This is a genomic window from Streptococcus mitis (assembly GCF_946188585.1).
Lineage (GTDB): Bacteria > Bacillota > Bacilli > Lactobacillales > Streptococcaceae > Streptococcus > Streptococcus mitis_DG.
In genome coordinates, this window is record NZ_CAMHVI010000011.1 from 1 (window position 1) to 23,887 (window position 23,887).

General features: G+C 39.9%; 17 protein-coding genes, 1 tRNA gene, 1 pseudogene and 1 CRISPR repeat array. Of the genes and pseudogenes, 7 read left to right on the plus strand and 12 right to left on the minus strand.

The window, feature by feature from the left end; all coding sequences use genetic code 11:
• Positions 1-125: 125 nt before the first annotated feature.
• From N8M66_RS09050 to patA, 6 genes are all read right to left on the minus strand, one after another.
• Positions 126-560, minus strand: coding sequence for a cytidine deaminase family protein (locus N8M66_RS09050; protein ID WP_261047143.1), 435 nt, complete (start codon positions 558-560; stop codon positions 126-128).
• A 13-nt stretch (positions 561-573) separates the two neighbouring features.
• Positions 574-2,034 carry a glutamate--tRNA ligase gene (gene gltX, locus N8M66_RS09055; RefSeq protein WP_261047148.1) on the minus strand — a complete coding sequence of 487 codons (1,461 nt, stop codon included), beginning with the start codon at positions 2,032-2,034 and terminating at the stop codon, positions 574-576.
• 128 nt (positions 2,035-2,162) lie between these two features.
• Positions 2,163-3,512 (minus strand): glucose-6-phosphate isomerase, encoded by a 1,350-nt coding sequence (locus N8M66_RS09060; RefSeq protein WP_000018269.1) that lies wholly within the window; start codon positions 3,510-3,512, stop codon positions 2,163-2,165.
• 170 nt (positions 3,513-3,682) lie between these two features.
• A complete protein-coding gene (locus N8M66_RS09065; RefSeq protein ID WP_061590510.1) occupies positions 3,683-4,372 on the minus strand; it encodes a gamma-glutamyl-gamma-aminobutyrate hydrolase family protein in 690 nt (229 codons plus the stop codon).
• Between the two features lie 136 nt (positions 4,373-4,508).
• Positions 4,509-6,275 carry a multidrug efflux ABC transporter subunit PatB gene (patB, locus tag N8M66_RS09070; protein ID WP_261047157.1) on the minus strand — a complete coding sequence of 589 codons (1,767 nt, stop codon included), beginning with the start codon at positions 6,273-6,275 and terminating at the stop codon, positions 4,509-4,511.
• Position 6,276: 1 nt separating this feature from the next.
• Positions 6,277-7,983, minus strand: a complete 1,707-nt coding sequence (patA, locus tag N8M66_RS09075) for a multidrug efflux ABC transporter subunit PatA (protein ID WP_261047159.1) — start codon at positions 7,981-7,983, stop codon at positions 6,277-6,279.
• Between the two features lie 204 nt (positions 7,984-8,187).
• Between patA and N8M66_RS09080 the strand changes: the two genes are divergently transcribed.
• From N8M66_RS09080 to csn2, 6 genes are all read left to right on the plus strand, one after another.
• A complete protein-coding gene (locus tag N8M66_RS09080; protein WP_261047161.1) occupies positions 8,188-9,204 on the plus strand; it encodes an NAD(P)H-dependent glycerol-3-phosphate dehydrogenase in 1,017 nt (338 codons plus the stop codon).
• A 21-nt stretch (positions 9,205-9,225) separates the two neighbouring features.
• Positions 9,226-10,125 (plus strand): UTP--glucose-1-phosphate uridylyltransferase GalU, encoded by a 900-nt coding sequence (gene galU, locus N8M66_RS09085; protein ID WP_049486965.1) that lies wholly within the window; start codon positions 9,226-9,228, stop codon positions 10,123-10,125.
• A 503-nt stretch (positions 10,126-10,628) separates the two neighbouring features.
• The gene (gene cas9 / locus N8M66_RS09090; protein WP_261047164.1) at positions 10,629-14,762 is read left to right on the plus strand and encodes a type II CRISPR RNA-guided endonuclease Cas9; all 4,134 of its coding nucleotides are present in this window, start codon (positions 10,629-10,631) and stop codon (positions 14,760-14,762) included.
• Entirely contained in the window at positions 14,762-15,628 is an 867-nt protein-coding gene (gene cas1, locus N8M66_RS09095; protein WP_049486968.1) for a type II CRISPR-associated endonuclease Cas1, read from the plus strand. The genes cas9 and cas1 overlap by 1 nt, the downstream gene beginning before the upstream one ends.
• Entirely contained in the window at positions 15,625-15,969 is a 345-nt protein-coding gene (gene cas2, locus N8M66_RS09100) for a CRISPR-associated endonuclease Cas2 (protein ID WP_261047167.1), read from the plus strand. Before cas1 ends, cas2 begins: the two co-directional genes overlap by 4 nt.
• Complete coding sequence (gene csn2, locus N8M66_RS09105) at positions 15,959-16,621, plus strand: type II-A CRISPR-associated protein Csn2 (RefSeq protein ID WP_261047168.1); 663 nt, start codon at positions 15,959-15,961, stop codon at positions 16,619-16,621. The genes cas2 and csn2 overlap by 11 nt, the downstream gene beginning before the upstream one ends.
• Before the next feature lie 90 nt (positions 16,622-16,711).
• Positions 16,712-17,935: a CRISPR direct-repeat array (repeat unit 36 nt; unit sequence GTTTTAGAGCTGTGTTGTTTCGAATGGTTCCAAAAC).
• A 61-nt stretch (positions 17,936-17,996) separates the two neighbouring features.
• Here csn2 and N8M66_RS09110 read toward each other — a convergent pair.
• The 5 genes from N8M66_RS09110 to N8M66_RS09130 all read right to left on the minus strand — a co-directional run bounded on the left by N8M66_RS09110 (position 17,997) and on the right by N8M66_RS09130 (position 22,245).
• Positions 17,997-18,674, minus strand: coding sequence for a rhomboid family intramembrane serine protease (locus N8M66_RS09110; RefSeq protein ID WP_261047170.1), 678 nt, complete (start codon positions 18,672-18,674; stop codon positions 17,997-17,999).
• Entirely contained in the window at positions 18,658-19,197 is a 540-nt protein-coding gene (locus N8M66_RS09115) for a 5-formyltetrahydrofolate cyclo-ligase (protein ID WP_261047172.1), read from the minus strand. The genes N8M66_RS09110 and N8M66_RS09115 overlap by 17 nt, the downstream gene beginning before the upstream one ends.
• Positions 19,198-19,208: 11 nt before the next feature.
• Positions 19,209-20,339 (minus strand): N-acetyldiaminopimelate deacetylase, encoded by a 1,131-nt coding sequence (locus N8M66_RS09120; RefSeq protein WP_261047175.1) that lies wholly within the window; start codon positions 20,337-20,339, stop codon positions 19,209-19,211.
• A 67-nt stretch (positions 20,340-20,406) separates the two neighbouring features.
• Positions 20,407-21,105, minus strand: a complete 699-nt coding sequence (gene dapD / locus N8M66_RS09125; RefSeq protein ID WP_261047177.1) for a 2,3,4,5-tetrahydropyridine-2,6-dicarboxylate N-acetyltransferase — start codon at positions 21,103-21,105, stop codon at positions 20,407-20,409.
• 228 nt (positions 21,106-21,333) lie between these two features.
• Positions 21,334-22,245 (minus strand): DMT family transporter, encoded by a 912-nt coding sequence (locus tag N8M66_RS09130; protein ID WP_261047181.1) that lies wholly within the window; start codon positions 22,243-22,245, stop codon positions 21,334-21,336.
• 89 nt (positions 22,246-22,334) lie between these two features.
• Here N8M66_RS09130 and N8M66_RS09135 point away from each other — a divergent pair.
• Positions 22,335-23,684, plus strand: a pseudogene (locus N8M66_RS09135) (ISL3 family transposase).
• Positions 23,685-23,811: 127 nt separating this feature from the next.
• Here N8M66_RS09135 and N8M66_RS09140 read toward each other — a convergent pair.
• Positions 23,812-23,885: transfer RNA gene (locus tag N8M66_RS09140), tRNA-Pro, on the minus strand.
• Between the last annotated feature and the right edge of the window lie 2 nt (positions 23,886-23,887).

Here is a 23,887-nt window from a genome sequence, read left to right on the forward strand (position 1 = left end):
CTTGACCAACGGACCTGAGCTGTTATTTTCAACTCTTACTATTATACAGACTTTTTCTGACTTGTCAACTACTTTTTCTGTTTTTTTCAAATTAAGTAAAAAGAGCCAGAATTATACTGACTCTTCTATTGATTATTAAACTTAGAAGCACGTTCTTCTCCCCACCAATAGGGCATTAGTTCTGCGACTTTCACTATCTTTCTTCTATCGTAATCCATCATGAATTCTGCATCTTTATTTTCAGCGTTCAACTCTAAAAGGAATTCTCTGCAAGCTCCACAGGGCATTCCTGAACTTCCACCATAAGGCGGTTTGTCTCGAAAGGCTAAGACTTTTTTAACCTTAGTTTTCCCTGAAAATTGGTACATATTGAAGAGTGCCGCGCGCTCTGCGCAGAGATGGAACACACCACAGGTTCCCTCCATACAGAAACCTGTAAATATTTGCCCATCTTCTGCTTCTACTGCGGCAACGACATGATTGGCATAGACAAAGTCTGACACTTCATGTGGATTGTATAGTTTCTGTGCTTCTTCGTACATCTTTTCCCAGATGTCCATTGTTACATCCTTCTTATCTAGAGATTTCTTTTAACATATTTTCAATATGCTGAATTGATTTTTCACGGCCTAACAAGAAGATCGTATCTGGCAATTCTGGTCCATGCATTTCACCTGAAACAGCGATACGAATAGGCATGAAGAGATTTTTCCCTTTGATACCTGTTTCTTTTTGAACAGCTTTGATTTGTGGGAAGATATTTTCTGTTACAAATTCATCATCTGTCATCGCTTCAAGTTTTGCCTTGAAGGCTTCAAGAACTGTTAGGACTGTTTCCCCCGCCATTACTTCGCGTTCTGCTTCTGTCAATTCTGGGAAATCTGAGAAGAAGAGATCTGTCAATGGGATAATCTCATCTACTGATTTCATTTGTGGTTTATAGAGCTCAACTAATTTTTCAGCCTTGTCAGTTAAACGGCCTGCTTCCTCTAAGAATGGTTTTGCCATTTCAAAGATAATTTCTAGGTCTGCATTCTTGATATAATCATTGCTCATCCAGTCGAGTTTCTTCTGATCAAAGGCTGCTGGTGACTTGCTGAGGCGGTTTTCATCGAAAAGTTTAATAAGTTCTTCACGAGAGAAGATTTCATCTTCGCCACCTGGGTTCCAACCAAGAAGAGCAATAAAGTTAAAGACTGCTTCTGGTAAATAACCTTTTTTACGGTAGTCTTCAATAAACTGAAGGGTGTTGGTATCACGTTTAGACAATTTTTTCCCAGTTTCAGAGTTGATAATCAAAGTCATGTGACCGAACTCTGGAGCTTCCCAACCAAGTGCTTCATAAACCATAAGCTGTTTTGGTGTATTAGCAATGTGGTCATCTCCACGGATTACATGAGAGATTTGCATGTCGTGGTCATCGATAACAACGGCAAAGTTGTAAGTTGGGTAACCGTCTTTCTTTTGAATAACCCAGTCACCACCGATATTGCCACCTTCAAATTCGATATCACCTTTGACCATGTCATGCCATTTGTAGATACCTGACTCATTGACAGCCAAACGAACTGTTGGGATGATCCCAGCAGCTTCACGTTCTGCGATATAAGCCGCTTTTTCCTCTTCACTCATACCAAGGTATTCGTTGATATAACGAGGTGTTTCACCAGCTGCTTCTTGACGTTCGCGTTCAGCTGCCAGCTCTTCTTCTGTAACGTAAGATTTGTAGGCTTTTCCTTCAGCTAACAGTTGGTCAATGTATTTTTGATACAAGTCCAAACGCTCAGACTGGCGGTAGTTTTCATGTGTTTCTGGGCTTTCATCCCAATCCATGCCTAACCAGCGAAGGTTTTCAAGCTGTGAGCGTTCCCCATCTTCGACATGGCGTTTACGGTCAGTATCTTCGATACGAATGATAAATGTTCCACCATGATGGCGTGCATACAAGTAGTTAAACAATGCTGTACGGGCATTCCCGATGTGTAGTAGTCCTGTTGGACTTGGTGCGTAACGTACGCGGATATCTTTTGACATAGTTTCTCCTATAAAGTCTCTAGGCATCTGCCTTTTTGCTCTCTATATTATATCACAAGTCTTGGCTGAGTCCAATTTCTATGAATAAAGAGAGTAAAAAGAGTGGGCAAACCACTCTTTTCTTCTATCTATAGACGTGCGTTAAGTTCTTTGCTCAATTCTTCAAATCCTGGTTTTCCAAGAAGGGCAAACATGTTACGTTTATAAGCTTCAACACCTGGTTGGTCGAATGGGTTGATAGCATTCAAGTAACCAGAAAGGGCGATAGCCAATTCGAAGAAGTAGATTGTATAACCAAGAGTGAAAGCGTCTTGCTCTGGAAGAGTCACGTACATGTTTGGTACATCACCATCTGTGTGGGCAAGAAGAACACCGTCAGTCGCTTTTTTGTTTACAAAGTCAACGTCTTTTCCTTGAAGGTAACCAAGTCCGTCAAGGTCTTCTTCCAAAGTAGGAATAATCACGTTTTTACGAGGTTTGTCAACACGAACAACTGTTTCAAACATGATACGAGTTCCTTCTTGGATAAATTGACCAAGTGAGTGCAAGTCAGTTGAGAAGTTGGCTGAAGTTGGGTAGATACCTTTTTGGTCTTTCCCTTCTGATTCACCAGCCAATTGTTTCCACCATTCTGAGAAGTATTGAAGTGATGGCTCATAGTTTACCAAGATTTCAGTTGCATAGCCTTTACGGTAAAGGATGTTACGAACGGCTGCGTATTGGTAAGCTTCGTTTTCAGAGATTTTATCTGAAGTGTAGTCTTTGCGAGCTGCATTCGCACCCTCCATAAGGGCTTTGATGTCAGCTCCTGATGCTGCGATTGGAAGCAAACCAACGGCTGTCAATACTGAGAAGCGTCCACCGATATCATCTGGAACAACAAATGTTTCCCAACCGTTAGCGTCTGCTTCAACCTTAACAGCACCTTTTTGGCGGTCAGTTGTTGCATAGATACGTTTGTTAGCTTCTTCTTGACCGTATTTCTTAACCAAAAGTTCTTTGAAGACACGGAAAGCAATCGCTGGTTCAGTTGTTGTACCTGATTTAGAAATCACGTTTACTGAGAAGTCTTTGTCTGCAACATACTCTACCAAGTCAGCAAGGTAAGTAGATGAGATTGAGTTTCCTGCGTAAAGGATTTGTGGAGCTTTGCGTTCTTCTTTTGTTTGCAAGTTTGCAAAGTGGTGGTTCAAGAAGTCGATTGCTGCTTTGGCACCAAGGTAAGATCCACCGATACCGATCACAACCAAAACATCGCTGTCTGATTTGATTTGCTCAGCAGCTTTCAAGATGCGGTCAAATTCTTCGCGGTCGTAGTTTTCAGGAAGGTCCAACCATCCCAAAAAGTCGCTACCAGCACCAGTTCCTTTACGGATCAATTCATCTGCTGCTGTTACTTGTGATTGCATGTATTCCACTTCATGTGGTGCAACAAATTTGTCTAAAACTTTTGAATAATCAAATTTAATATGTGACATGTTATTCCTCCAATATTTCTTCTTTTCTATCATAACGCTTACCTTCGTTTTTTTCAAGTTTTTTTGTCGAATTTCTCCAATTTTTATCAGAATTCAAACGTTTGCGTAAAAATGTCACATTCCAAAAATTTTGAAAAAATAAAATAAAGAACGACCAGATGTCCCAGTCGTCACAGTTCATTCAATAAATACTCAAATAATTCTAAATTGCCATCTTCTTCATTAACCAGAAACTCTGGATGCCACTGCAAACCGATAATGCGGTGCTCATCGATAGACTCAATCGCTTCGATGGTCTGGTCTCTTGGATCAATAGCAGTTACACGGAAATTAGGTGCCAAATCTTTAATACTTTGACGATGGACGGAGTTGACCTGACTTTCTTTTCCAAATAGCTTAGCCACTACGCTTCCTTCTACTGTCTCAATAGAATGAGATGTTCCGAAAGGTAGGCCTTGCCAGTGGCCGTCAATTTCTTGATTGAGGGTTCCCCCAAAGGCAACATTGACAAGTTGAACACCGCGACAGATTGCCATAATTGGTTTATTCTGACGAAGCGCTTCCTTCAAGAGTGCCAGTTCAAACTCATCACGGACTAGATTGTAATCATCGCTCTCGATGGTTTTTTTCTCTCCATAAAACTGAGGGTGGACATTTTGACCGCCTGTCAAGATAAGTTTATCTATCATTTCTACATAATCGCGTACAACTGACTCATCACCAACAGGAATGACTAAAGGGAGACCACCGACTTGACGAATGCTCTCTGCGAATCTACAAGATACAGATGAATGAATGTTTTTGCCTTCTGCGTCTACGGGACATAGATTTGCAGCAACTCCTACAACCGTTCTAGCCATGATGCCTCTCCTTTCGAATGTTAACGATAGTCCTATCATATCACTCAAAACGCCTTTCGTCTAATATGTTTTTTTTAAGTCCGTGATAAATATTTTTTATGAACAAAAAAAGCTGCCCAAGGGGACAACTTTTTTCTTATTCAAAAACAAATTGATTGTGATAGAGTTCTGAGTAGAAGCCACCTAGTTTCAAGAGTTCATGGTGGTTCCCGCGTTCAATGACTTCTCCATCTTTAAGGACAATAATCTGATCAGCATTGAGAATGGTTTTCAAGCGATGGGCAATGACAAAACTGGTTCTACCTGCTACAACTGCCTCCATGGCATGCTGAATCTTGCTTTCTGTCACCGTATCTACGTTTGAAGTTGCTTCATCGAGAATGAGAACTTCTGGATCTGTCATCAGGGTTCGAGCGATGGAAATCAATTGTTTCTGTCCTGTTGAGAAGATGCTCTGGTCATCATCTATAAGGGTATCGTACTTATCAGGCAAACTTTCGATATAGTCGTGAATGTGGGTTGCCTTGGCTGCTGCCTCAACCATTTCTTGACTAGCATCTGGCACACCAAAACGGATATTGTCTCGAATCGTTCCGCTAAATAAGACCGAATCTTGCAAGACAATCCCCACCTTACTTCTGAGACTATCCAAGTCATAGTCACGAATGTCTTTGCCATCAAAATAGATTCCACCAGCATCAACATCATAAAAGCGATTGATGAGGTTCATAATAGTCGTTTTCCCTGACCCTGTCGGCCCAACAACCGCTGTCATCTGGCCTTTCGGAGCGGAAATGCTGACATCTTTCAAAATAGGTTTATCAGGCAAGTATGAGAAATCAATATGACTGATTTCGACACCTTCTTGCAACTGAGTGAAGGCCGGAGCATTTTCAGGTCGGATTTCTTCCTCTGCATCAAACATTTCCTGAATTCGTTCAGCCCCAGTAAAGGCTAACTGAAGACTTCCCCAACTAGCTGCAACTTGAATAATAGGCTGGTAGTACTGCTGTGAAAATTGGGCGAACATAACAATCAAACCGAGGGCTGTACTTGTTTCAATAGTCTTATCATTTAAAAGTACAGCTGAACCCGCAAAGATGACGATGGCTGTATTAACCAGACTCATCCCATTCATAACAGGGAAAAGAATTCCAGAGAACATTCTTCCTTTAAAGGTTGCCTTGCGCACGCGCTCATTTTGTTTAAGAAATTCTGCCATCATATCCTCTTGAATTCCTTGGACAATGACGGCTTTTTGTCCTGAAATACTCTCATCCATATAGGCGTTGAGCTTCCCTACCTCTTTTTGCTGGAGGTTGGTGTATTTGCGTGCCATTTTCACGATGAAAATCAGCATGAGGAAGGCCAGTGGTGTGCTTGCTATGGTGATGAGGGCCAGCGTCACATTTCTCGAAAACATGACAAGAATCAGACCGATATATAAAACAATATTGCTCATGACCTGAATCAAACTTTCGTTAAAGGCTTGAAGGATATTATCCAAATCACTGGTAAAACGAGACAGGATATCACCATCTTTTCGGCGGTCAAAGAAAGAAACCGCTAACCGAGAAAGCTTACCGAAGAGGCCTTTGCGCATCTCGTTTGTCGACTCTGCAATCACGCGCGTCATAAGACACATGTATATGACACTGGAGATAAAGAGAACCAAAACCAGCAGGCCAAGATTGACCATGATTCCTGATAGGCTTTGCCAAACAAGTTCTGGATTGCCATTTTGATAAGCTTGAACTAAATTAGCTAGCTGCGTCACTGCTTGTCCAGAAAAGACCGGAAAGAGGGCTTGGGCAAGAGTTGCCAGAACAATCATCAGGATAACAACTACAAATGATAGCTTATAGACTTTAAAATAATTCCAAAAAAATTGAACTGTCTTCATTTTACTCCTCCTTTCCTTTCTGTGTTTCGTAGATTTCACGGTAAACAGCATTGTTGGCAACCAAGTCTGCATGCGTACCTTGACCAATCAATCGTCCTTGATCCAGTACCAAGATCTTGTCTGCATGGACAACCGAGCTAATCTTTTGCGCGATGATAATGGTTGTCGTCCCCTTCAAGTCCTTATTCAAGGCTTCTTGAACCAGGCGCTCTGACTTGGCATCCAAGGCCGAGGTCGAATCATCAAAAATCAGAATACGTGGATTGCTAACAATCCCACGCGCAATCGACATCCTTTGCTTTTGCCCACCAGAGAAGTTGGTTCCTCGTTCCTCAACTGGACTTTCAAAGGTTTTCTCCATACGATGAATGAATTCGCTGGCTTGGGCAATATTAGCTGCCCGCTCCATTTCAAATAGAGTAGCATCTCCCTTACCCTGTCTCAAGTTATCAGCAATTGTTCCACTAAAGAGAATGGCACGTTGGAGAACGATAGAAACTGTTTTACGGAGGGTTGCTTCACTCACTTCTCGAATATCCTTGCCTCCAATTTTGATAGCTCCCTCCTGTGGGTCAAAGAGACGTGGAATCAATTGAGCCAAGGTTGACTTCCCTGCACCAGTCGCTCCAACTACACCAACCATTTGACCAGGCTCGATGGTAAAGCTCACATCTTTCAGCATCGGTTCCTTGTCCATTGGATAGGTAAAGGTTACATTTTCAAAGCTAAGACTTCCATCCAAATCTTCATCTGGGACATCCTTGAAGGTCATAGCTGGTTCTGCGTCAAGAATTTCTCGAATACGACGCATAGAAATCATGGCGCGACTGACAGAATTTCCTAAAAATCCAACCATAACAATGGTAAAGATAATCTGGCTTAGGTAATTAACAAAGGAAGCAATGGAGCCAACAACTGACGGATCCGACTGAACCATCCCTGCAACTAGCCAAATAGAGAGGAATACTGCCCCATAACCGACCAACATCATGAAAGGTTCCACTACTGAAAAGGCATAACCGATGTAAAGATTTTGACCGAGAAGCTCGTCTGAAACCTCCGTAAACTTAGCAAACTGCTCTTTTTCTTGGACAAAGGACTTGACCACACGAACACCGCGCAGATTTTCCTTAGCAATGGCATTGATGCGCTCAAGAAGAGTTTGAAACTTGGCAAAACGAGGCCCCATCATTCCCATCATGACAGCAGTCAAACCAAAAATTAAGATCACCATGAGAACAATCACCCACCACAGAGATGGTAAAGTTTGAACCGCAAGGATAAACGAACCGATGAACAAGAGGGGAAGTCTGAAAAGAATTTGGAAGGTCATCATGATGACGTTCTGAATCTGGTTGATGTCGTTTGTCATACGAACGACTAGATTTCCCGCATTAAACTGTTCAATATTGGCATAAGAAAAGGTTTGTATTTTACGGAAGGCGTCCTCTCGAAGGTCAGATGAAACTCCTTGGGCAATATAGGCTGCGAGGACAACATTGAGTCCACCAGCAACTAGACCGACCACGGCCACACCAATCAACCAAATCCCGATACTATAAATAGCTTCATATTTTCCAGCAAGGAGGGCGTCTAACACTTCCTGCAGATAACGCGGCTGCAGAAGTGAACTAGCAACCATCAAGCCTGTCATCAGAAGCGAAGCTAAGGCCTGCCGCTTGTAGGTTTTGATTTTCTGAATCAGCATACTTTCTCCTTTAAAAATAGACAAAAGGGAGCGACAGTCCGTCAGCTCCTTCTCATTCTGTTTGTGTGATGTTATTCTAGCAAAAAAGTGAGAACTTGTCAAAGAAGTCTCCTTGATACAAATTAGTGCGCTTTCATCTACAGTAATGCATGATAAAGGTTTTTATGGTAAAATAGTAAAAAGAAGGTTATAAAGGAGGGGAATATGGAAAAACAAACCATCGCCGTCTTGGGGCCTGGTTCTTGGGGAACTGCCCTTTCACAAGTCTTAAATGACAATGGACACGAGGTACGTATTTGGGGAAACATTCCCGAGCAAATCAATGAAATTAATACCAACCATACTAACAAACACTACTTTAAAGATGTCGTTCTAGATGAAAATATCATTGCCTACACCGACTTATCAGAGGCACTGAAAGATGTAGATGCGATTTTGTTTGTTGTCCCAACAAAAGTGACACGACTTGTTGCCAAACAAGTTGCAAAAACCTTAGACCATAAGGCTATCATCATGCACGCATCAAAGGGATTAGAACCTGATAGCCATAAACGATTATCAACCATTCTTGAAGAAGAAATTCCTGAACATCTCCGCAGTGATATTGTCGTTGTTTCAGGCCCTAGTCATGCAGAAGAAACCATTGTGCGTGACCTAACTTTAATCACTGCTGCTTCTAAAGATTTACAAACAGCTCAATACGTTCAAGAACTCTTTAGCAATCACTACTTCCGACTTTATACCAATACGGATGTTATTGGAGTCGAAACTGCCGGTGCTCTTAAAAATATTATTGCTGTCGGTGCCGGTGCTTTACATGGTCTGGGATTTGGTGACAATGCCAAGGCAGCCATCATCGCTCGAGGCTTGGCAGAAATTACCCGCCTAGGGGTAGCACTCGGGGCCAGTCCATTGACCTATAGTGGCTTGTCTGGTGTAGGAGACTTGATTGTAACGGGAACATCCATCCACTCTCGTAACTGGAGAGCTGGAGATGCTCTTGGTCGTGGAGAATCTCTAGCTGATATCGAAGCCAATATGGGCATGGTAATCGAAGGAATCTCAACGACTCGAGCAGCCTATGAACTAGCGCAAGAACTTGGAGTCTATATGCCCATTACACAGGCTATTTACCAAGTTATCTACCACGGAACCAATATCAAAGATGCCATTTATGACATCATGAACAATGAATTTAAAGCAGAAAATGAGTGGTCTTAACCCTCTAGAGAAAGGATTCTTATGACATCAAAAGTTAGAAAGGCAGTCATCCCTGCCGCTGGACTTGGGACTCGATTTTTACCAGCAACCAAAGCACTTGCTAAAGAAATGTTGCCAATTGTAGACAAACCAACTATCCAATTTATCGTAGAAGAAGCTCTTAAATCAGGTATTGAAGATATTCTGGTTGTCACTGGTAAATCAAAACGTTCTATTGAAGACCACTTTGACTCAAACTTTGAGCTTGAGTACAACCTCAAAGAAAAAGGCAAACATGACTTGTTAAAATTGGTAGACGAAACAACTGGCATTCGCCTTCACTTTATCCGTCAAAGCCATCCTCGTGGTCTTGGCGATGCTGTCTTACAAGCAAAAGCTTTTGTGGCGAATGAACCCTTCGTTGTCATGCTTGGTGACGACCTAATGGATATCACAGATGACAACGCTGTACCTTTGACAAAACAATTGATGAATGATTACGAGTCGACTCACGCATCAACAATTGCTGTTATGCCTGTCCCTCATGAAGAAGTTTCAGCATATGGAGTTATCGCTCCTCAGGGTGAAGGGATTAATGGTCTCTACAGTGTCGAAACTTTCGTTGAAAAACCAGCTCCAGAGGATGCTCCAAGTGATTTAGCAATTATCGGGCGCTATCTGCTCACACCAGAAATTTTTGAGATCCTCGAAAATCAAGCTCCCGGTGCTGGAAATGAAATCCAGCTTACCGACGCTATTGATACACTTAATAAAACACAACGTGTTTTCGCCCGTGAATTTACAGGAGCTCGTTACGACGTTGGGGATAAGTTTGGCTTTATGAAAACATCTATTGACTATGCCCTCAAACACCCACAAGTCAAAGATGACTTGAAAGATTACCTCATCCAACTTGGAAAAGAATTGGCTGAGGGGGAATAGAAGAATATTCCATGTAAAAATAAGAACTAGGATAGTTAATTATCCCAGTTCTTTTTATTTTATATTGCTATTCTTTAGAACATCCATAATCTAAAAAGAAATCTGTATTTCTTACTTACTCTACTTATATTTTATGAAAGTACAACGATATTATTTGTTTTTTAACAAAAATGCGGCCACAATAAGTTTGTATAATAAAATAAAAAGCACCGAATCGGTGCGCACTTTTTCAAGTTGTGTACGGACAAAGCCTTATTTTAACTTGCTGTGTTGTTTCGAATAGTTCCAACACTTTCATTGTATACTTTTCTATTAAAAATTGCAAGAATAAATTGTTATAAAATAGAATAACACTTCATTTTATAAGATTAAAAACTTACACATTGAAAACGTTTTACAATTTCTTGATTTTAATAGTCAAAAGATATATAATTTAGCTAAAGTTAATATATTAGCGTTTACTAATAAGAACTTAAAGAGTATAACCCAAAGGAGAAACCTAAATGAGCAACAAACCTTACTCTATCGGACTTGATATCGGAACAAACAGCGTCGGATGGGCCGTCATTACGGATGACTATAAGGTGCCATCAAAAAAGATGAAAGTTCTAGGCAATACTGATAAACACTTTATCAAGAAAAATCTAATTGGAGCTTTATTATTTGATGAAGGAACTACTGCTGAAGATAGACGTCTAAAACGAACCGCGCGCCGTCGCTATACACGTCGAAAAAATCGTCTTCGCTATCTTCAAGAAATCTTTTCTCCGGAAATAAGCAAGGTGGATAGTAGTTTCTTTCATCGATTAGATGACTCCTTTTTAGTTCCTGAGGATAAAAGAGGAAGTAAATATCCTATTTTTGCTACCTTAGCAGAAGAAAAAGAATATCATAAGAATTTCCCAACTATCTATCATTTGAGGAAACAGCTGGCGAATTCAAAAGAAAAAGCTGACTTGCGCTTAATCTATCTAGCATTAGCTCATATGATTAAATACCGCGGACATTTTTTATATGAAGAATCTTTCGATATTAAAAACAATGATATCCAAAAAATCTTTAACGAGTTTATAAGCATTTACGACAACACCTTTGAAGGAAGTTCACTTAGTGGGCAAAACGCACAAGTAGAAGCAATTTTTACCGATAAAATTAGTAAATCTGCAAAGAGAGAACGCGTTCTAAAACTCTTTCCTGATGAAAAGTCCACTGGTTTGTTTTCGGAATTTCTCAAGTTGATTGTAGGAAATCAAGCTGATTTCAAAAAACATTTTGACTTAGAAGAAAAAGCTCCACTACAATTCTCTAAAGATACCTATGATGAGGATTTGGAAAACTTGCTCGGACAAATTGGAGATGACTTTGCAGACCTTTTCGTGGCCGCTAAAAAACTCTATGATGCGATTCTTCTGTCAGGCATTTTGACTGTCACAGATCCTTCAACCAAGGCTCCACTGTCAGCATCTATGATTGAGCGCTATGAAAATCACCAAAAAGACTTGGCAGTTTTAAAACAATTCATCAAAACCAATCTTCCAGAAAAATATGTTGAAGTTTTTTCTGACCAATCAAAAGATGGGTATGCTGGATATATCGATGGTAAGACCACACAAGAAGCATTTTACAAATATATCAAAAATCTTCTCTCTAAATTCGACGGAGCAGATTATTTCCTTGATAAAATCGAACGTGAAGTTTTCTTGAGAAAACAACGCACCTTTGATAATGGTTCTATTCCTCATCAAATTCATCTTCAAGAAATGAATACCATTCTCCGTCGACAAGGAGAACATTATCCATTCCTGAAGGAAAATAAAGAAAAGATAGAAAAAATCTTGACTTTCCGTATTCCTTACTACGTTGGTCCATTGGCTCGTGGCAATCGTGATTTTGCTTGGCTTACTCGAAATTCCGACCAAGCAATAAGACCTTGGAATTTTGAAGAAATTGTTGATAAAGCAAGCTCTGCGGAAGACTTCATCAATAAGATGACTAACTATGACTTGTATCTGCCAGAAGAAAAAGTTTTGCCTAAACACAGTCTCTTGTATGAAACATTTGCTGTCTATAATGAATTAACAAAAGTAAAGTTTATTGCAGAAGGAATGAGAGACTATCAATTCCTTGACAGTGGACAGAAAAAGAAAATTATCAATCAATTATTCAAAAAGAAAAGAAAAGTAACTGAAGATGATATCATCGATTGTTTACAAAAGATTGATAACTACGATGGAATCGAACTAAAAGGAATTGAAAAACAATTTAACGCTAGTCTATCCACTTATCATGATTTACTCAAAATTATCAAGGATAAGAAATTTATGGATGATGATAAAAATGAAGCAATTCTTGAAAATATCGTTCACACTCTGACAATCTTCGAAGATCGTGAGATGATTAAGCAACGCCTTGCTCAGTATAATTCTCTCTTTGATGAAAAAGTAATCAAAGCACTAACTCGTCGACACTATACTGGTTGGGGTAAACTCTCTGCCAAATTGATTAACGGTATCAGGGATAAACAAACGGGGAAAACTATTCTTGACTACTTGATGGATGATGGCAAGAGCAATCGTAACTTTATGCAGTTAATAAAAGATGATGAACTTTCTTTCACTGAAATTATCCAAAAAGCACAAGTTGTGGGTGACACAGATAATTTACGACAAGTTGTTCAAAATCTTCCTGGAAGTCCTGCCATCAAAAAGGGAATTTTACAAAGTATTAAGATTGTTGATGAACTTGTCAAGGTTATGGGCCATGCTCCCGAGTCTATTGTGATTGAAATGGCACGAGAAAATCAGACTACTGCCAGAGGGAAAAAGAATTCCCAACAGAGATATAAGCGCATTGAAGATTCATTAAAAAATTTAGCTTCTGGACTTGATTCAAACATACTAAAAGAAAATCCAACAGATAATGTTCAACTTCAAAATGACCGTCTCTTCCTTTACTATCTCCAAAATGGGAAGGATATGTATACTGGAGAAGCTCTTAATATCAACCAACTGAGCAGCTATGACATTGACCACATCATCCCACAGGCCTTTATCAAGGATGATTCTCTTGATAACCGTGTCTTGACGAGTTCAAAGGATAATCGTGGGAAATCCGATAATGTTCCTAGTCTTGAAGTAGTTGAAAAGATGAAAGCTTTTTGGCAACAATTATTGGATTCTAAATTGATTTCAGAACGTAAATATAATAATCTAACCAAAGCAGAGCGAGAGCGAGGCGGGCTAAATGAGCTTGATAAAGTTGGCTTTATCAAACGCCAACTAGTTGAAACACGCCAAATCACAAAACATGTTGCTCAGATCTTGGATGCTCGGTTCAATAAAGAAGTGACTGAGAAGAATAAGAAGAACCGTAATGTCAAAATTATCACTTTGAAATCCAACATGGTTTCCAACTTCCGTAAAGAATTTGGGTTATACAAGGTGCGGGAAATCAATGACTACCACCACGCGCATGATGCCTATTTAAATGCAGTGGTTGCTAAGGCCATCCTTAAGAAATATCCTAAACTAGAGCCTGAATTCGTTTATGGTGACTATCAAAAGTACGATCTTAAGCGCTACATCTCAAAATCCAAAGATCCTAAAGAAGTCGAAAAAGCAACTGAAAAGTATTTCTTCTACTCAAACTTGTTGAACTTCTTCAAAGAAGAGGTGCATTACGCAGACGGAACCATCGTAAAAAGAGAAAATATCGAATACTCTAAAGACACTGGAGAAATCGCTTGGAATAAGGAAAAAGATTTCGCAACAATCAAAAAAGTGCTTTCCTTTCCTCAGGTGAATATTGTGAAGAAAACAGAAGAACAAACCGTTGGACAAAATGGCGGTCTGTTTGATAATAATATTGTGTCCAAGGAAAAAGTAGTTGACGCAAGTAAACTAATCCCGATCAAATCTGGTCTATCACCTGAAAAATATGGTGGCTATGCAAGACCTACAATCGCTTATTCAGTTCTGGTAACATACAAGCAAAATAATAAAATTAAAAACACAATGGTCGGCATTCCGGTGCTTACTAAATTAGAATTTGAAAGAGACCCTAATTTATATTTAAGAAATCTAGGAATCAACAATGTTTCACATGTAATAAAATTAGTTAAGCATACTGTATTGGAATTTAAACATAAATACGGAACCTATAGGAGATTTATAGTTAGCAATCAAGAATTGAAACGTGCAAATCAGATTTTTGTCACTACTAAACAAATGAAACTGATTTCTCAATATACCACTTTGGATAAAAATGAGCACGATAGCTTGTTAAAAAACAATCAACAACTTATACAATCAATTTGGAATCAATTTCTAGAATTTATGTTAGCAACAGACTTGGTTAATAAAAAACAGTATGATGAGCTTATTTTAAGCAATAACCAAACTATTGAAGAATGTAGAAATATTATGAATAGGGTCATCACCACTTTATCTTTTACTAATATTAATGCTGGACAGAAAAAAATAATATTCGATGATACGTTATCATTACCTATAAAAAGATGGCAATTCACTGACAGCGATAAAATGGTTAAAAAAATAATAGAATCCACCCTCATCCACCAATCCATCACTGGTCTTTACGAGACTCGGATTGACTTAAGCAAACTGGGAGAAGACTAATGGGATGGAGAACCGTTGTTGTCAATACGCACTCTAAGCTCTCCTACAAGAACAATCACTTGATTTTTAAAGATGCCTCTCGGACAGAGTTGATTCACCTGTCCGAGGTGGACATCCTACTTTTAGAGACGACGGATATCGTTCTCTCCACTATGCTGATTAAACGTTTGGTGGATGAAAATATTCTAGTCATCTTTTGTGATGACAAACGCTTGCCAACGGCATACTTAATGCCCTACTACGGTCGGCACGATTCCAGTTTGCAACTCTCTCGGCAAATTGCTTGGAATGAAGATGTAAAGGCGGAAATCTGGACAACCATCATTGCACAAAAAATTCTCAATCAGGCTTTTTATCTAGGGAGTTGTGGTTTTCTGGAAAAGAGCCAGTCAGTCATCGATCTCTATCATGGGTTGGATTTATTTGATCCTAGCAATCGTGAGGGTCATGCTGCTCGGATTTATTTTAACACCTTGTTTGGAAATGATTTTAGCCGTGAACAAGATAATGATGTCAATGCTGCCTTAGACTATGGTTACACCTTGATTTTGAGTATGTTTGCGCGTGAGATTGTCTTGTCTGGCTGCATGACTCAGTTTGGCTTGAAACATGCCAACCAGTTCAATCAATTCAACCTAGCTAGCGATATTATGGAACCTTTTCGTCCGATTATTGACAGAATCGTCTATGAAAATCGAAGCAGTTCTTTTGTCAAAATCAAGCGAGAACTTTTTACCATTTTCTCAGACACCTTCCACTACAATGGCAAAGATATGTACCTGTCCAATATCGTCAGTGACTATACTAAGAAAGTCATCCAAGCTCTCAATCAACCCGAGAAAGGAGTTCCTGAGTTTAGGATATGAGTTATCGATATATGCGTATGATTTTAATGTTTGATATGCCCGTTGATACCGCAGAGGAACGCAAGGCCTATCGGAAATTTCGGAAGTTCCTCATAGATGAGGGATTTATCATGCACCAATTCTCCATCTATAGCAAACTTTTGCTCAACAACTCTGCTAATAACGCCATGATTGAGCGACTCAAAACTCACAACCCTAAAAAAGGAAACATTACTCTCTTAACCGTTACAGAAAAGCAATTTTCTCGCATGATCTACTTAAATGGCAAGCGAAATACCAGTGTAGCAAACTCCGATGCACGTTTAGTCTTTCTAGGAGAGGAGCCTAGAGATGAAGATTAATTTCCCATTATTAGATGAACCATTGGCTATTGAAAATGCAACCTTTTTAGTGTTGGAAGACCAGTTTACCTTTTCGACTATCGTCAAGCAGTTCTACCAGTACACTGATGATGGGGACTTGAAGTTATTTGATAGAAATCTAAAATCTCTGAAAGAGTCTGAGTTACTGGTAATAACGGATGTCTTAGGATACAATCTCAACTCCTCTTCTATGCTCAAGCTGATACATGCAGATCTTGAAAATCAGCTTAATGACAAGCCAGAAGTCAAATCCATGATTGTAAAACTGGTAGCTACGATTACAGAATTGTTAGCATTTGAGTGCTTAGAAAATGAACTAGACCTAGAGTACGATGAAATCACCATTCTAGAGTTGATCGATGCTCTAGGGGTCAAAGTTGAAACTCTGAGTGATACACCTTTCGAAAAGATGCTAGAAATTGTCCAGGTTTTTAAATATCTTTCCAAAAAGAAACTCCTTGTCTTCATCAATGCGTCCGCCTATCTATCAAAGGATGAGTTAGTAAATCTGATAGAGTATATCCAACTCAATCAACTAAGGGTCTTATTTGTCGAACCTCGAAAAGTCTATGATTTTCCTCAATATGTGCTGGATCAAGACTATTTCTTGAACCCTGAAAATATGGTATAATAAGGGTAACAATTGGAGCCTGACGAGCTGAAGTCTGGCTGAGACGAATGGCGCGATTACGAAATTTCGTGAGAAAAATTTTTCTACGAGGTTTTAGAGCTGTGTTGTTTCGAATGGTTCCAAAACAAGAATATTTAGGAAGTGTCCCTGAGAGTTGTTTTAGAGCTGTGTTGTTTCGAATGGTTCCAAAACCTAAAAGCCCATCAGGTACACATTTAGAAGGTTTTAGAGCTGTGTTGTTTCGAATGGTTCCAAAACCAACTTTAGTGACTTGATTTGAATCAATTAGTTTTAGAGCTGTGTTGTTTCGAATGGTTCCAAAACGATTCCTTTACTGTTTGCGCCCATGATTTAGTTTTAGAGCTGTGTTGTTTCGAATGGTTCCAAAACCCTGCTAGTGATAAACAAATCAAAGCGCTTGTTTTAGAGCTGTGTTGTTTCGAATGGTTCCAAAACCCAAAACTTGATGATATGTGTAGACCTTCTGTTTTAGAGCTGTGTTGTTTCGAATGGTTCCAAAACTGTAGACGCTACTCTCTTTATTGAAAGTGTGTTTTAGAGCTGTGTTGTTTCGAATGGTTCCAAAACAATATGTTTTGTGAGTACACACATTTAGCAGTTTTAGAGCTGTGTTGTTTCGAATGGTTCCAAAACAGCAAGAATAAGAAAGTATTCTTGAAGTGTGTTTTAGAGCTGTGTTGTTTCGAATGGTTCCAAAACCTAACAGGAATTAAGCCAATTGCATTAGGGGTTTTAGAGCTGTGTTGTTTCGAATGGTTCCAAAACCTTAACAAAGCGATTATGGCTGCCTACACAGTTTTAGAGCTGTGTTGTTTCGAATGGTTCCAAAACTGACGGTAAGCAATACCAGGGAACATGATAGTTTTAGAGCTGTGTTGTTTCGAATGGTTCCAAAACCTTTCTCCGAGGTATCTAACCCAAAATGCTGTTTTAGAGCTGTGTTGTTTCGAATGGTTCCAAAACCATTTTACGCAATTCGTCGTTTTGTTCCTTGTTTTAGAGCTGTGTTGTTTCGAATGGTTCCAAAACAAGAGATATATGAGATAGCACAAGAGCTTTGTTTTAGAGCTGTGTTGTTTCGAATGGTTCCAAAACAAGACTCGCACCAGGTAATAATGGAGAACTGTTTTAGAGCTGTGTTGTTTCGAATGGTTCCAAAACCTCCATCATCTCGCGTTCTCCTTTTCCTTGGTTTTAGAGCTGTGTTGTTTCGAATGGTTCCAAAACCATGAAAACGTGGTTGAGGAAGGAGAAGAAGTTTTAGAGCTGTGTTGTTTCGAATGGTTCCAACCCATATTAAAAGCTACTCATTTTTTAAGTAGCTTTTTTCTTATTCAAGATTACATATTGCTCGTCACATTCCCATTCCCTTATAGAAAAGCAAAACTGAAAGTCCTACGAACAACACTAACGCTACCAGTCTCTGACTAGCGCTATACATCCGTCTTTCACCTTGAACTGGAAAGATAATTGCTAGAAATGCTCCACCAACTGCTCCCCCGATATGACCTGCTAGGCTGATTCCTGGAATCAGAACACTTCCAATGATGTTAACCACAAAAAGTGTCAGATAAGATTGCCCTAGCTGTTGGATATAAGGATTACGCGTTGCATAGCGAAGAACAATAATCGCAGCAAATAGCCCATAGAGAGAAGTAGAAGCTCCTGCTGCTAAGGATTTTGGACTAAATACAAAAACAAAGAGATTACCCATCATTCCTGATAAAAGATAGAGAAAGAAAAACTTCTTGGATCCGAAAATTTCCTCTACTTGGCTACCAAGATAATAAAGGGAAAGCATATTGACAATGAAATGCTCCCACCCAATATGAACAAAAATGGCAGAAAAGAGACGCCAAATTTGCTCAGGTAAGAGGCGAATAGCTGGCCCATACATGGCTCCAAATCGAAATAAGGTATCCGCCCTGTCAAAGTTTCCTCCTGTAGTCACCAACATTAGTAGAAACACCAAGGCCGTCACTAAGAGGAAGAAACTCGTCACAGGGTAACGTCTATCAACGATTTCCTTCATCAATTAATACCTCCTGAACAGGGATATCATGCTTTTCAGGAATAAAGTCCTTAATTTGACAAGGATAGATCGTACTAAAAGTATGACCAGAAAAATGTTCAAGATAGCGGTCGTAATAGCCTCCACCGTATCCAATCCGATAGCCCTCTGTCATAAAAGCCAGACCAGGAACATGAATCAAATCAATCTGAGAGGCATCCACTACTTCCAAATTTCCCTGTGGTTCCAGTAAGCCAAAAGAAGTTTTGACCAGTTGTTGCGGATCATAGACCACAAAGTCCATGCGCCCCTTGGGATAGGTTTTGGGTATTAGAACCTTCTTGCCATCCCTCAGCGCCTGCTCAATCAGTTCATGCGTTTGAAACTCATGAGAAAAAGAGAGATAGGTTGCGATTGTATTTGCTTCTTGGTAGAAGGGGTGTTGTAAAAGTCCTTCTGTCAAAGCTTGATCCATAGCCTGTTTTTGCTCTCGAGGGATAGCCTTCATTTCTTGCAAGACTTGCTTGCGTAATTCCGATTTCATAGACAAGCCCTCTACTCTGTTGCCTTCTTTTTCAGGAAACTAGAGACCGCATCCACCCCAATTGCTAGAGCCTCTTCCTTAGGAGTCATCTGAGGGTGATGAAGGGCGTAGGGACTATCAATACCCAGCCAAAACATAACGCCGTCTACCTTCGAAAGGAGATAACCAAAATCCTCACCTGTCATAGCGGGCTCGATATCAATCAACTCGATGTCCTCCTTTTCTTCAAAGAAGTCCATCAGTTCACGCGCCAAAGCTGGATTGTTCTCAACAGGCAGGTAGCCCCCTTGTTTGAGTTCGACTTCGACTTCAATATCAAAGGCAGCTGCAACTCCTTCTGCAACTGTTTTGACCCTTTTTTGCACCAAAAGGCTCATGTCCTGTGTCAAAGCTCGAATAGTTCCATGCAAAAAGGCTGTGTCTGTGATGACATTGTTGGTTGTTCCAGCTTGGAAAACTCCAAAGGTCACCACTGCTCCCTCGATTGGATTGACATTGCGGCTGACCACTGACTGCACTTGGGTCACAAAGTAACTAGCCGCTACCAAAGCGTCATTGGCTTCATGTGGAAAGGCTGCATGTCCTCCTTTTCCTTTGAAACGAATCTTCACCTCACAGGTCCCTGCAAAGAGAGTGTGTGTATTGGTCGCAATCTGACCAACCTTCAAATCTGGACGGACATGGAGACCATAAAATTGGTCTGGCAACCAGTCTCCAAAAGCACCATCCTCATACATGAGCATGCCTCCAGCTTCATTTTCTTCAGCAGGCTGAAATAGGAAGAGCAGATTATTTTTGGGTTGCTCCTCAAGGGCGCGCTCAAGACAGCCCAAGGCAATGGTCATGTGAAAATCATGGCCACAAGCATGCATGCGACCTTGGTGCTGAGAAGCGAAAGGAAGGCCTGTTTGTTCAACGATAGGCAAACCATCAATATCTGTCCGCCAACCAATGGTCCGCTCTGGCTGACTTCCCTGTAAGTAGACCAAAATACCTGTCTGCCAAGTACGAACTTGGACAAAATCCTTGCCCACAGTCAATTTCTCAATCACATCCATCAAATAAGCATGAGTCTGGAACTCCTCCAAGCCAATCTCTGGAATCTGGTGCAAATCTCGTCTAGTCTGAATCAAATCTAACATCTATCTGTCCTCCTATATAGCAGAAAGAGGCTGGAAAAAGGGTTCCGCCTCTATTTTTCTTTTACAATTACAAGGTGCGAAGCGCATCTTCTAGCGCTGTTTTTTGTTGAGTTTGGGCATCAATCTCTTTGATGATACGAGCTGGAACACCTGCTACCACCACGTTTTCTGGGGCATCTTGGGTAACGATAGCTCCTGCTGCGACAACTGAACCACTACCGATTTGGACTCCTTCGATAACCACTGCATTAGCACCAATAAGAACATTGTCTCCGACACGAACTGGTTCAGCGCTAGCTGGCTCAATCACACCTGCCAAAACTGCACCTGCACCAACGTGGCTATTTTTACCAACGATAGCACGGCCACCAAGGATAGCCCCCATGTCAATCATGGTTCCTGCACCGATTTCAGCACCGATATTGATAACAGCTCCCATCATGATAACAGCATTATCACCAATTTCTACCTGATCACGGATAATCGCACCTGGCTCGATACGAGCATTGATAGTACGTTTATCTAGCAAAGGAACTGCAGAATTGCGAGCATCTTGCTCAACAACATAGTCTTGATTTTCTACCAAACCATCGAGAAGCGGAGCCACATCCTTCCAGTCTCCAAATAGGACATTCCCTAGTTTGACAACAGAGCTAGGTACAGCAGTTGCAAGCTCTCCTTCAAAGGTTACTTTGACACTGGTTTTCTTTTCAGCATTGGCGATAAATTGGATAATTTCTTGTGCGTTCATTTTTGTAGCAGTCATAGGTGCCTCCTAGTTCATTTTAATGATACCTATTCTACCAAAAAAGGCCTCAAATTTGAAGCCTTTTTGTTTGTTTTTAGGTATGATTTTTAGGGATGTGAGATAAAACGTGCTGTCGGTAAAAACAAGCTCCTACCGATACAACCTAAAAACACTCTTCACAACTATTTCCCCATGTTTTATTGACTATTCTAGTATAGCACACTTTTAGAATTAAGAAAAGACTTTTTATTTACTTTCTTTCGCTTCTTCTATCGATAGGAAAATCATAGGTAAAATAATCAAGGCCATAGCTAGAAGAAGAGACCAATCTACTACCAAACCTAAAAACAAAACACTCAAGAGGGCAGAAGAGAGAGGCTCGCTGGCACTAATGACAGAAACCACCAAAGGAGAAACCAAGGACACTGCCTTCATGGAAATGAAAAAGGCAAAAGCCGTCCCAAAGAAAGCGATAATGAGACAAATCAAGATACTCCAAATATCAAGAGTAAAGGAAAGCTGATAAACTGGTGAGAGAACATTGCTAAATAAACCGGCCAAAATCATCCCCCACCCAACCGTGGGTACAAACCCATAACGCTTAGCAAAAGGTTGAGGCAAGATAACATTAAACATGACCCCCATGGCACTCAACAGACCTGTTATAAGGGCTAGCGGAGTCATAGATAACTGAGAAAGATCTCCCTTTGTCGCCATCAAGCAAACACCCAGCATAGCAATCAAAACATAGAAAATAGCACTTTTTGACGCTAGTTTGTGATAAACTAAGCGATTGTAAAAGAGGATAAAGACAGGGCTGATAAACTGTAAAATAGTTGCTGTCGCAGCATTTGAGTATTCTACACAGAGATAGAAAAAATACTGGACTGAGAAAATTCCCAAAATAGCATAGGCTAAAAAGGGCAGGTAATTTTTCTTGTCTCGCCAAATATTTAGCACTTGCGATTTTAACTGCATCGCAGACCAAATGAGCACAATACTCCCTGCCAATGTCAAACGCATAGAGGTAATCCAGCCAGAGGACACCTGGTAATGAGTAAAGAAATATTCTCCTAAAATTCCACAGATCCCCCAGATTAAGCCTGATAGAAGCGAATAAATGGTTCCTTTAACAATCTTTTTCTGATACTGATTCATACCTTTATTGTAACACGAAAGGAAAAAAGAAAAAAGTCCCATAAGATCTATAATGAAAAGTTACCAAACAACTCATTAGAAAGAATCATATGGAACAACTACACTTTATCACAAAACTACTCGATATTAAAGACCCTAATATCCAAATTATGGATGCTATCAATAAGGGTAACTTCTCAAAGTAACCTCCACTTTTACTAGCGGTAGAACTTAGTTTGGGAATTTAGCTGTTATCAATAGGAATACCCACAATTAAATCATCTCTAAACAGGAATACGATGCCCCATCTTGTCCTCTTTGTGGGGAATCAAATGAAGAAATATGACTTTCAAAAACTGTCTAAGATTCCTTACCTTGAAACGACTGGTATGGCTACTAGAATTCTGCTTAGCAAGCGTCGATTCAAGTGCTATCACTGTTCAAAAACGATGGTAGCTGAGACTTCTATCGTCAAGAGTAATCACCAAATTCCTCGTATCATCAACCAAAAGATTGCTCAAAAGCTGATTGAAAAGACTTCTATGACCGATATTTCACATCAGCTAGCCATTTCAACTTCAACTGTCATTCGCAAGCTCAATGACTTTCACTTTGAGTGTAACTTTAGCCATTTGCCTGAAATTATGCACTTGGATGTTAAAACAGTCAGGTGAGTGACTGTTTCAATCGGTAGATGAAAATGAGGTTCATTGCGCAAGATTTTTTAATCTCAGTATCATAGCTGTTCTTGAGGGTAGAACACAAACTGTCATCCGAAATAACTTTCTTCGCTACCATAGAGCTGTTCGCTGTCAGGTAAAAATTATTACTATGGATCTGTTTAGTCCTTATTATGACTTGGTTAAACAGCTTTTTCCGAATGCAAAAATTGTACTTGATTGCTTTCACATTGTTCAACATCTAAGCCGTGCTATGAGTCGTGTACGTGTTCAAATCATGAATCAATTTGAACGAAAAACTCATGAATACAAGGCTATCAAGCGATACTAGAAGCTCATCCAGCAGGATAGTCGTAAATTGAGTGATAAACGTTTTAATCTCCCTACTTTTCGTATGCACTTGACTAATAAAGAAATTCTAGACAAGCTTTTGAGCTATTCAGAAGACTTGAAACACCACTATCATCTCTATGACTCTTGCTTTTTCACTTTCAGAATAAGGAACCGGATAAATTTTTCGGACTCATTGAGGACAATCTAAAGCAGGTTCATCCTCTTTTTCAGACTGTCTTTAAAACCTTTCTCAAGGACAAAAAGAAAATTGTCAACGCCCTTCAACTCCCCTTTTCCAACCCAAAAATGGAAGCAACGAATAATCTCATCAAACTTATCAAGCGCAATGCCTTTGGTTTTCGGAACTTTGGAAACTTCAAAAAACGGATTTTTATCGCTCTGAATATCAAAAAAGAAAGGACGAAATTTGTCCTTTCTCGAGCTTAGCTTTTCTTCAACCCACTATAGTTAACAAAGAGCCAATTAAAAAAAGAGAGAAGCAAACTGATTCTCTCTTTATGTATATAATATCTAGTTAAACAAAAAAGATACGCTTACGTATCTCTGTAATGAATCGGGAAGACAGGATTCGAACCTGCGACACCTTGGTCCCAAACCAAGTACTCTACCAAGCTGAGCTACTTCCCGAG

Bases quoted from the DNA above. Each gene is read 5' to 3' on its own strand.
- cas9 (WP_261047164.1), top strand. From the start codon at position 10,629: ATGAGCAACAAACCTTACTCTATCGGACTTGATATCGGAACAAACAGC.
- N8M66_RS09110 (WP_261047170.1), bottom strand. From the start codon at position 18,674: ATGAAGGAAATCGTTGATAGACGTTACCCTGTGACGAGTTTCTTCCTC.
- patA (WP_261047159.1), bottom strand. From the start codon at position 7,983: ATGCTGATTCAGAAAATCAAAACCTACAAGCGGCAGGCCTTAGCTTCG.
- patB (WP_261047157.1), bottom strand. From the start codon at position 6,275: ATGAAGACAGTTCAATTTTTTTGGAATTATTTTAAAGTCTATAAGCTA.
- dapD (WP_261047177.1), bottom strand. From the start codon at position 21,105: ATGACTGCTACAAAAATGAACGCACAAGAAATTATCCAATTTATCGCC.
- csn2 (WP_261047168.1), top strand. From the start codon at position 15,959: ATGAAGATTAATTTCCCATTATTAGATGAACCATTGGCTATTGAAAAT.
- galU (WP_049486965.1), top strand. From the start codon at position 9,226: ATGACATCAAAAGTTAGAAAGGCAGTCATCCCTGCCGCTGGACTTGGG.
- N8M66_RS09130 (WP_261047181.1), bottom strand. From the start codon at position 22,245: ATGAATCAGTATCAGAAAAAGATTGTTAAAGGAACCATTTATTCGCTT.
- cas2 (WP_261047167.1), top strand. From the start codon at position 15,625: ATGAGTTATCGATATATGCGTATGATTTTAATGTTTGATATGCCCGTT.
- N8M66_RS09080 (WP_261047161.1), top strand. From the start codon at position 8,188: ATGGAAAAACAAACCATCGCCGTCTTGGGGCCTGGTTCTTGGGGAACT.
- N8M66_RS09115 (WP_261047172.1), bottom strand. From the start codon at position 19,197: ATGAAATCGGAATTACGCAAGCAAGTCTTGCAAGAAATGAAGGCTATC.
- N8M66_RS09050 (WP_261047143.1), bottom strand. From the start codon at position 560: ATGGACATCTGGGAAAAGATGTACGAAGAAGCACAGAAACTATACAAT.
- N8M66_RS09120 (WP_261047175.1), bottom strand. From the start codon at position 20,339: ATGTTAGATTTGATTCAGACTAGACGAGATTTGCACCAGATTCCAGAG.
- gltX (WP_261047148.1), bottom strand. From the start codon at position 2,034: ATGTCAAAAGATATCCGCGTACGTTACGCACCAAGTCCAACAGGACTA.
- cas1 (WP_049486968.1), top strand. From the start codon at position 14,762: ATGGGATGGAGAACCGTTGTTGTCAATACGCACTCTAAGCTCTCCTAC.
- N8M66_RS09060 (WP_000018269.1), bottom strand. From the start codon at position 3,512: ATGTCACATATTAAATTTGATTATTCAAAAGTTTTAGACAAATTTGTT.
- N8M66_RS09065 (WP_061590510.1), bottom strand. From the start codon at position 4,372: ATGGCTAGAACGGTTGTAGGAGTTGCTGCAAATCTATGTCCCGTAGAC.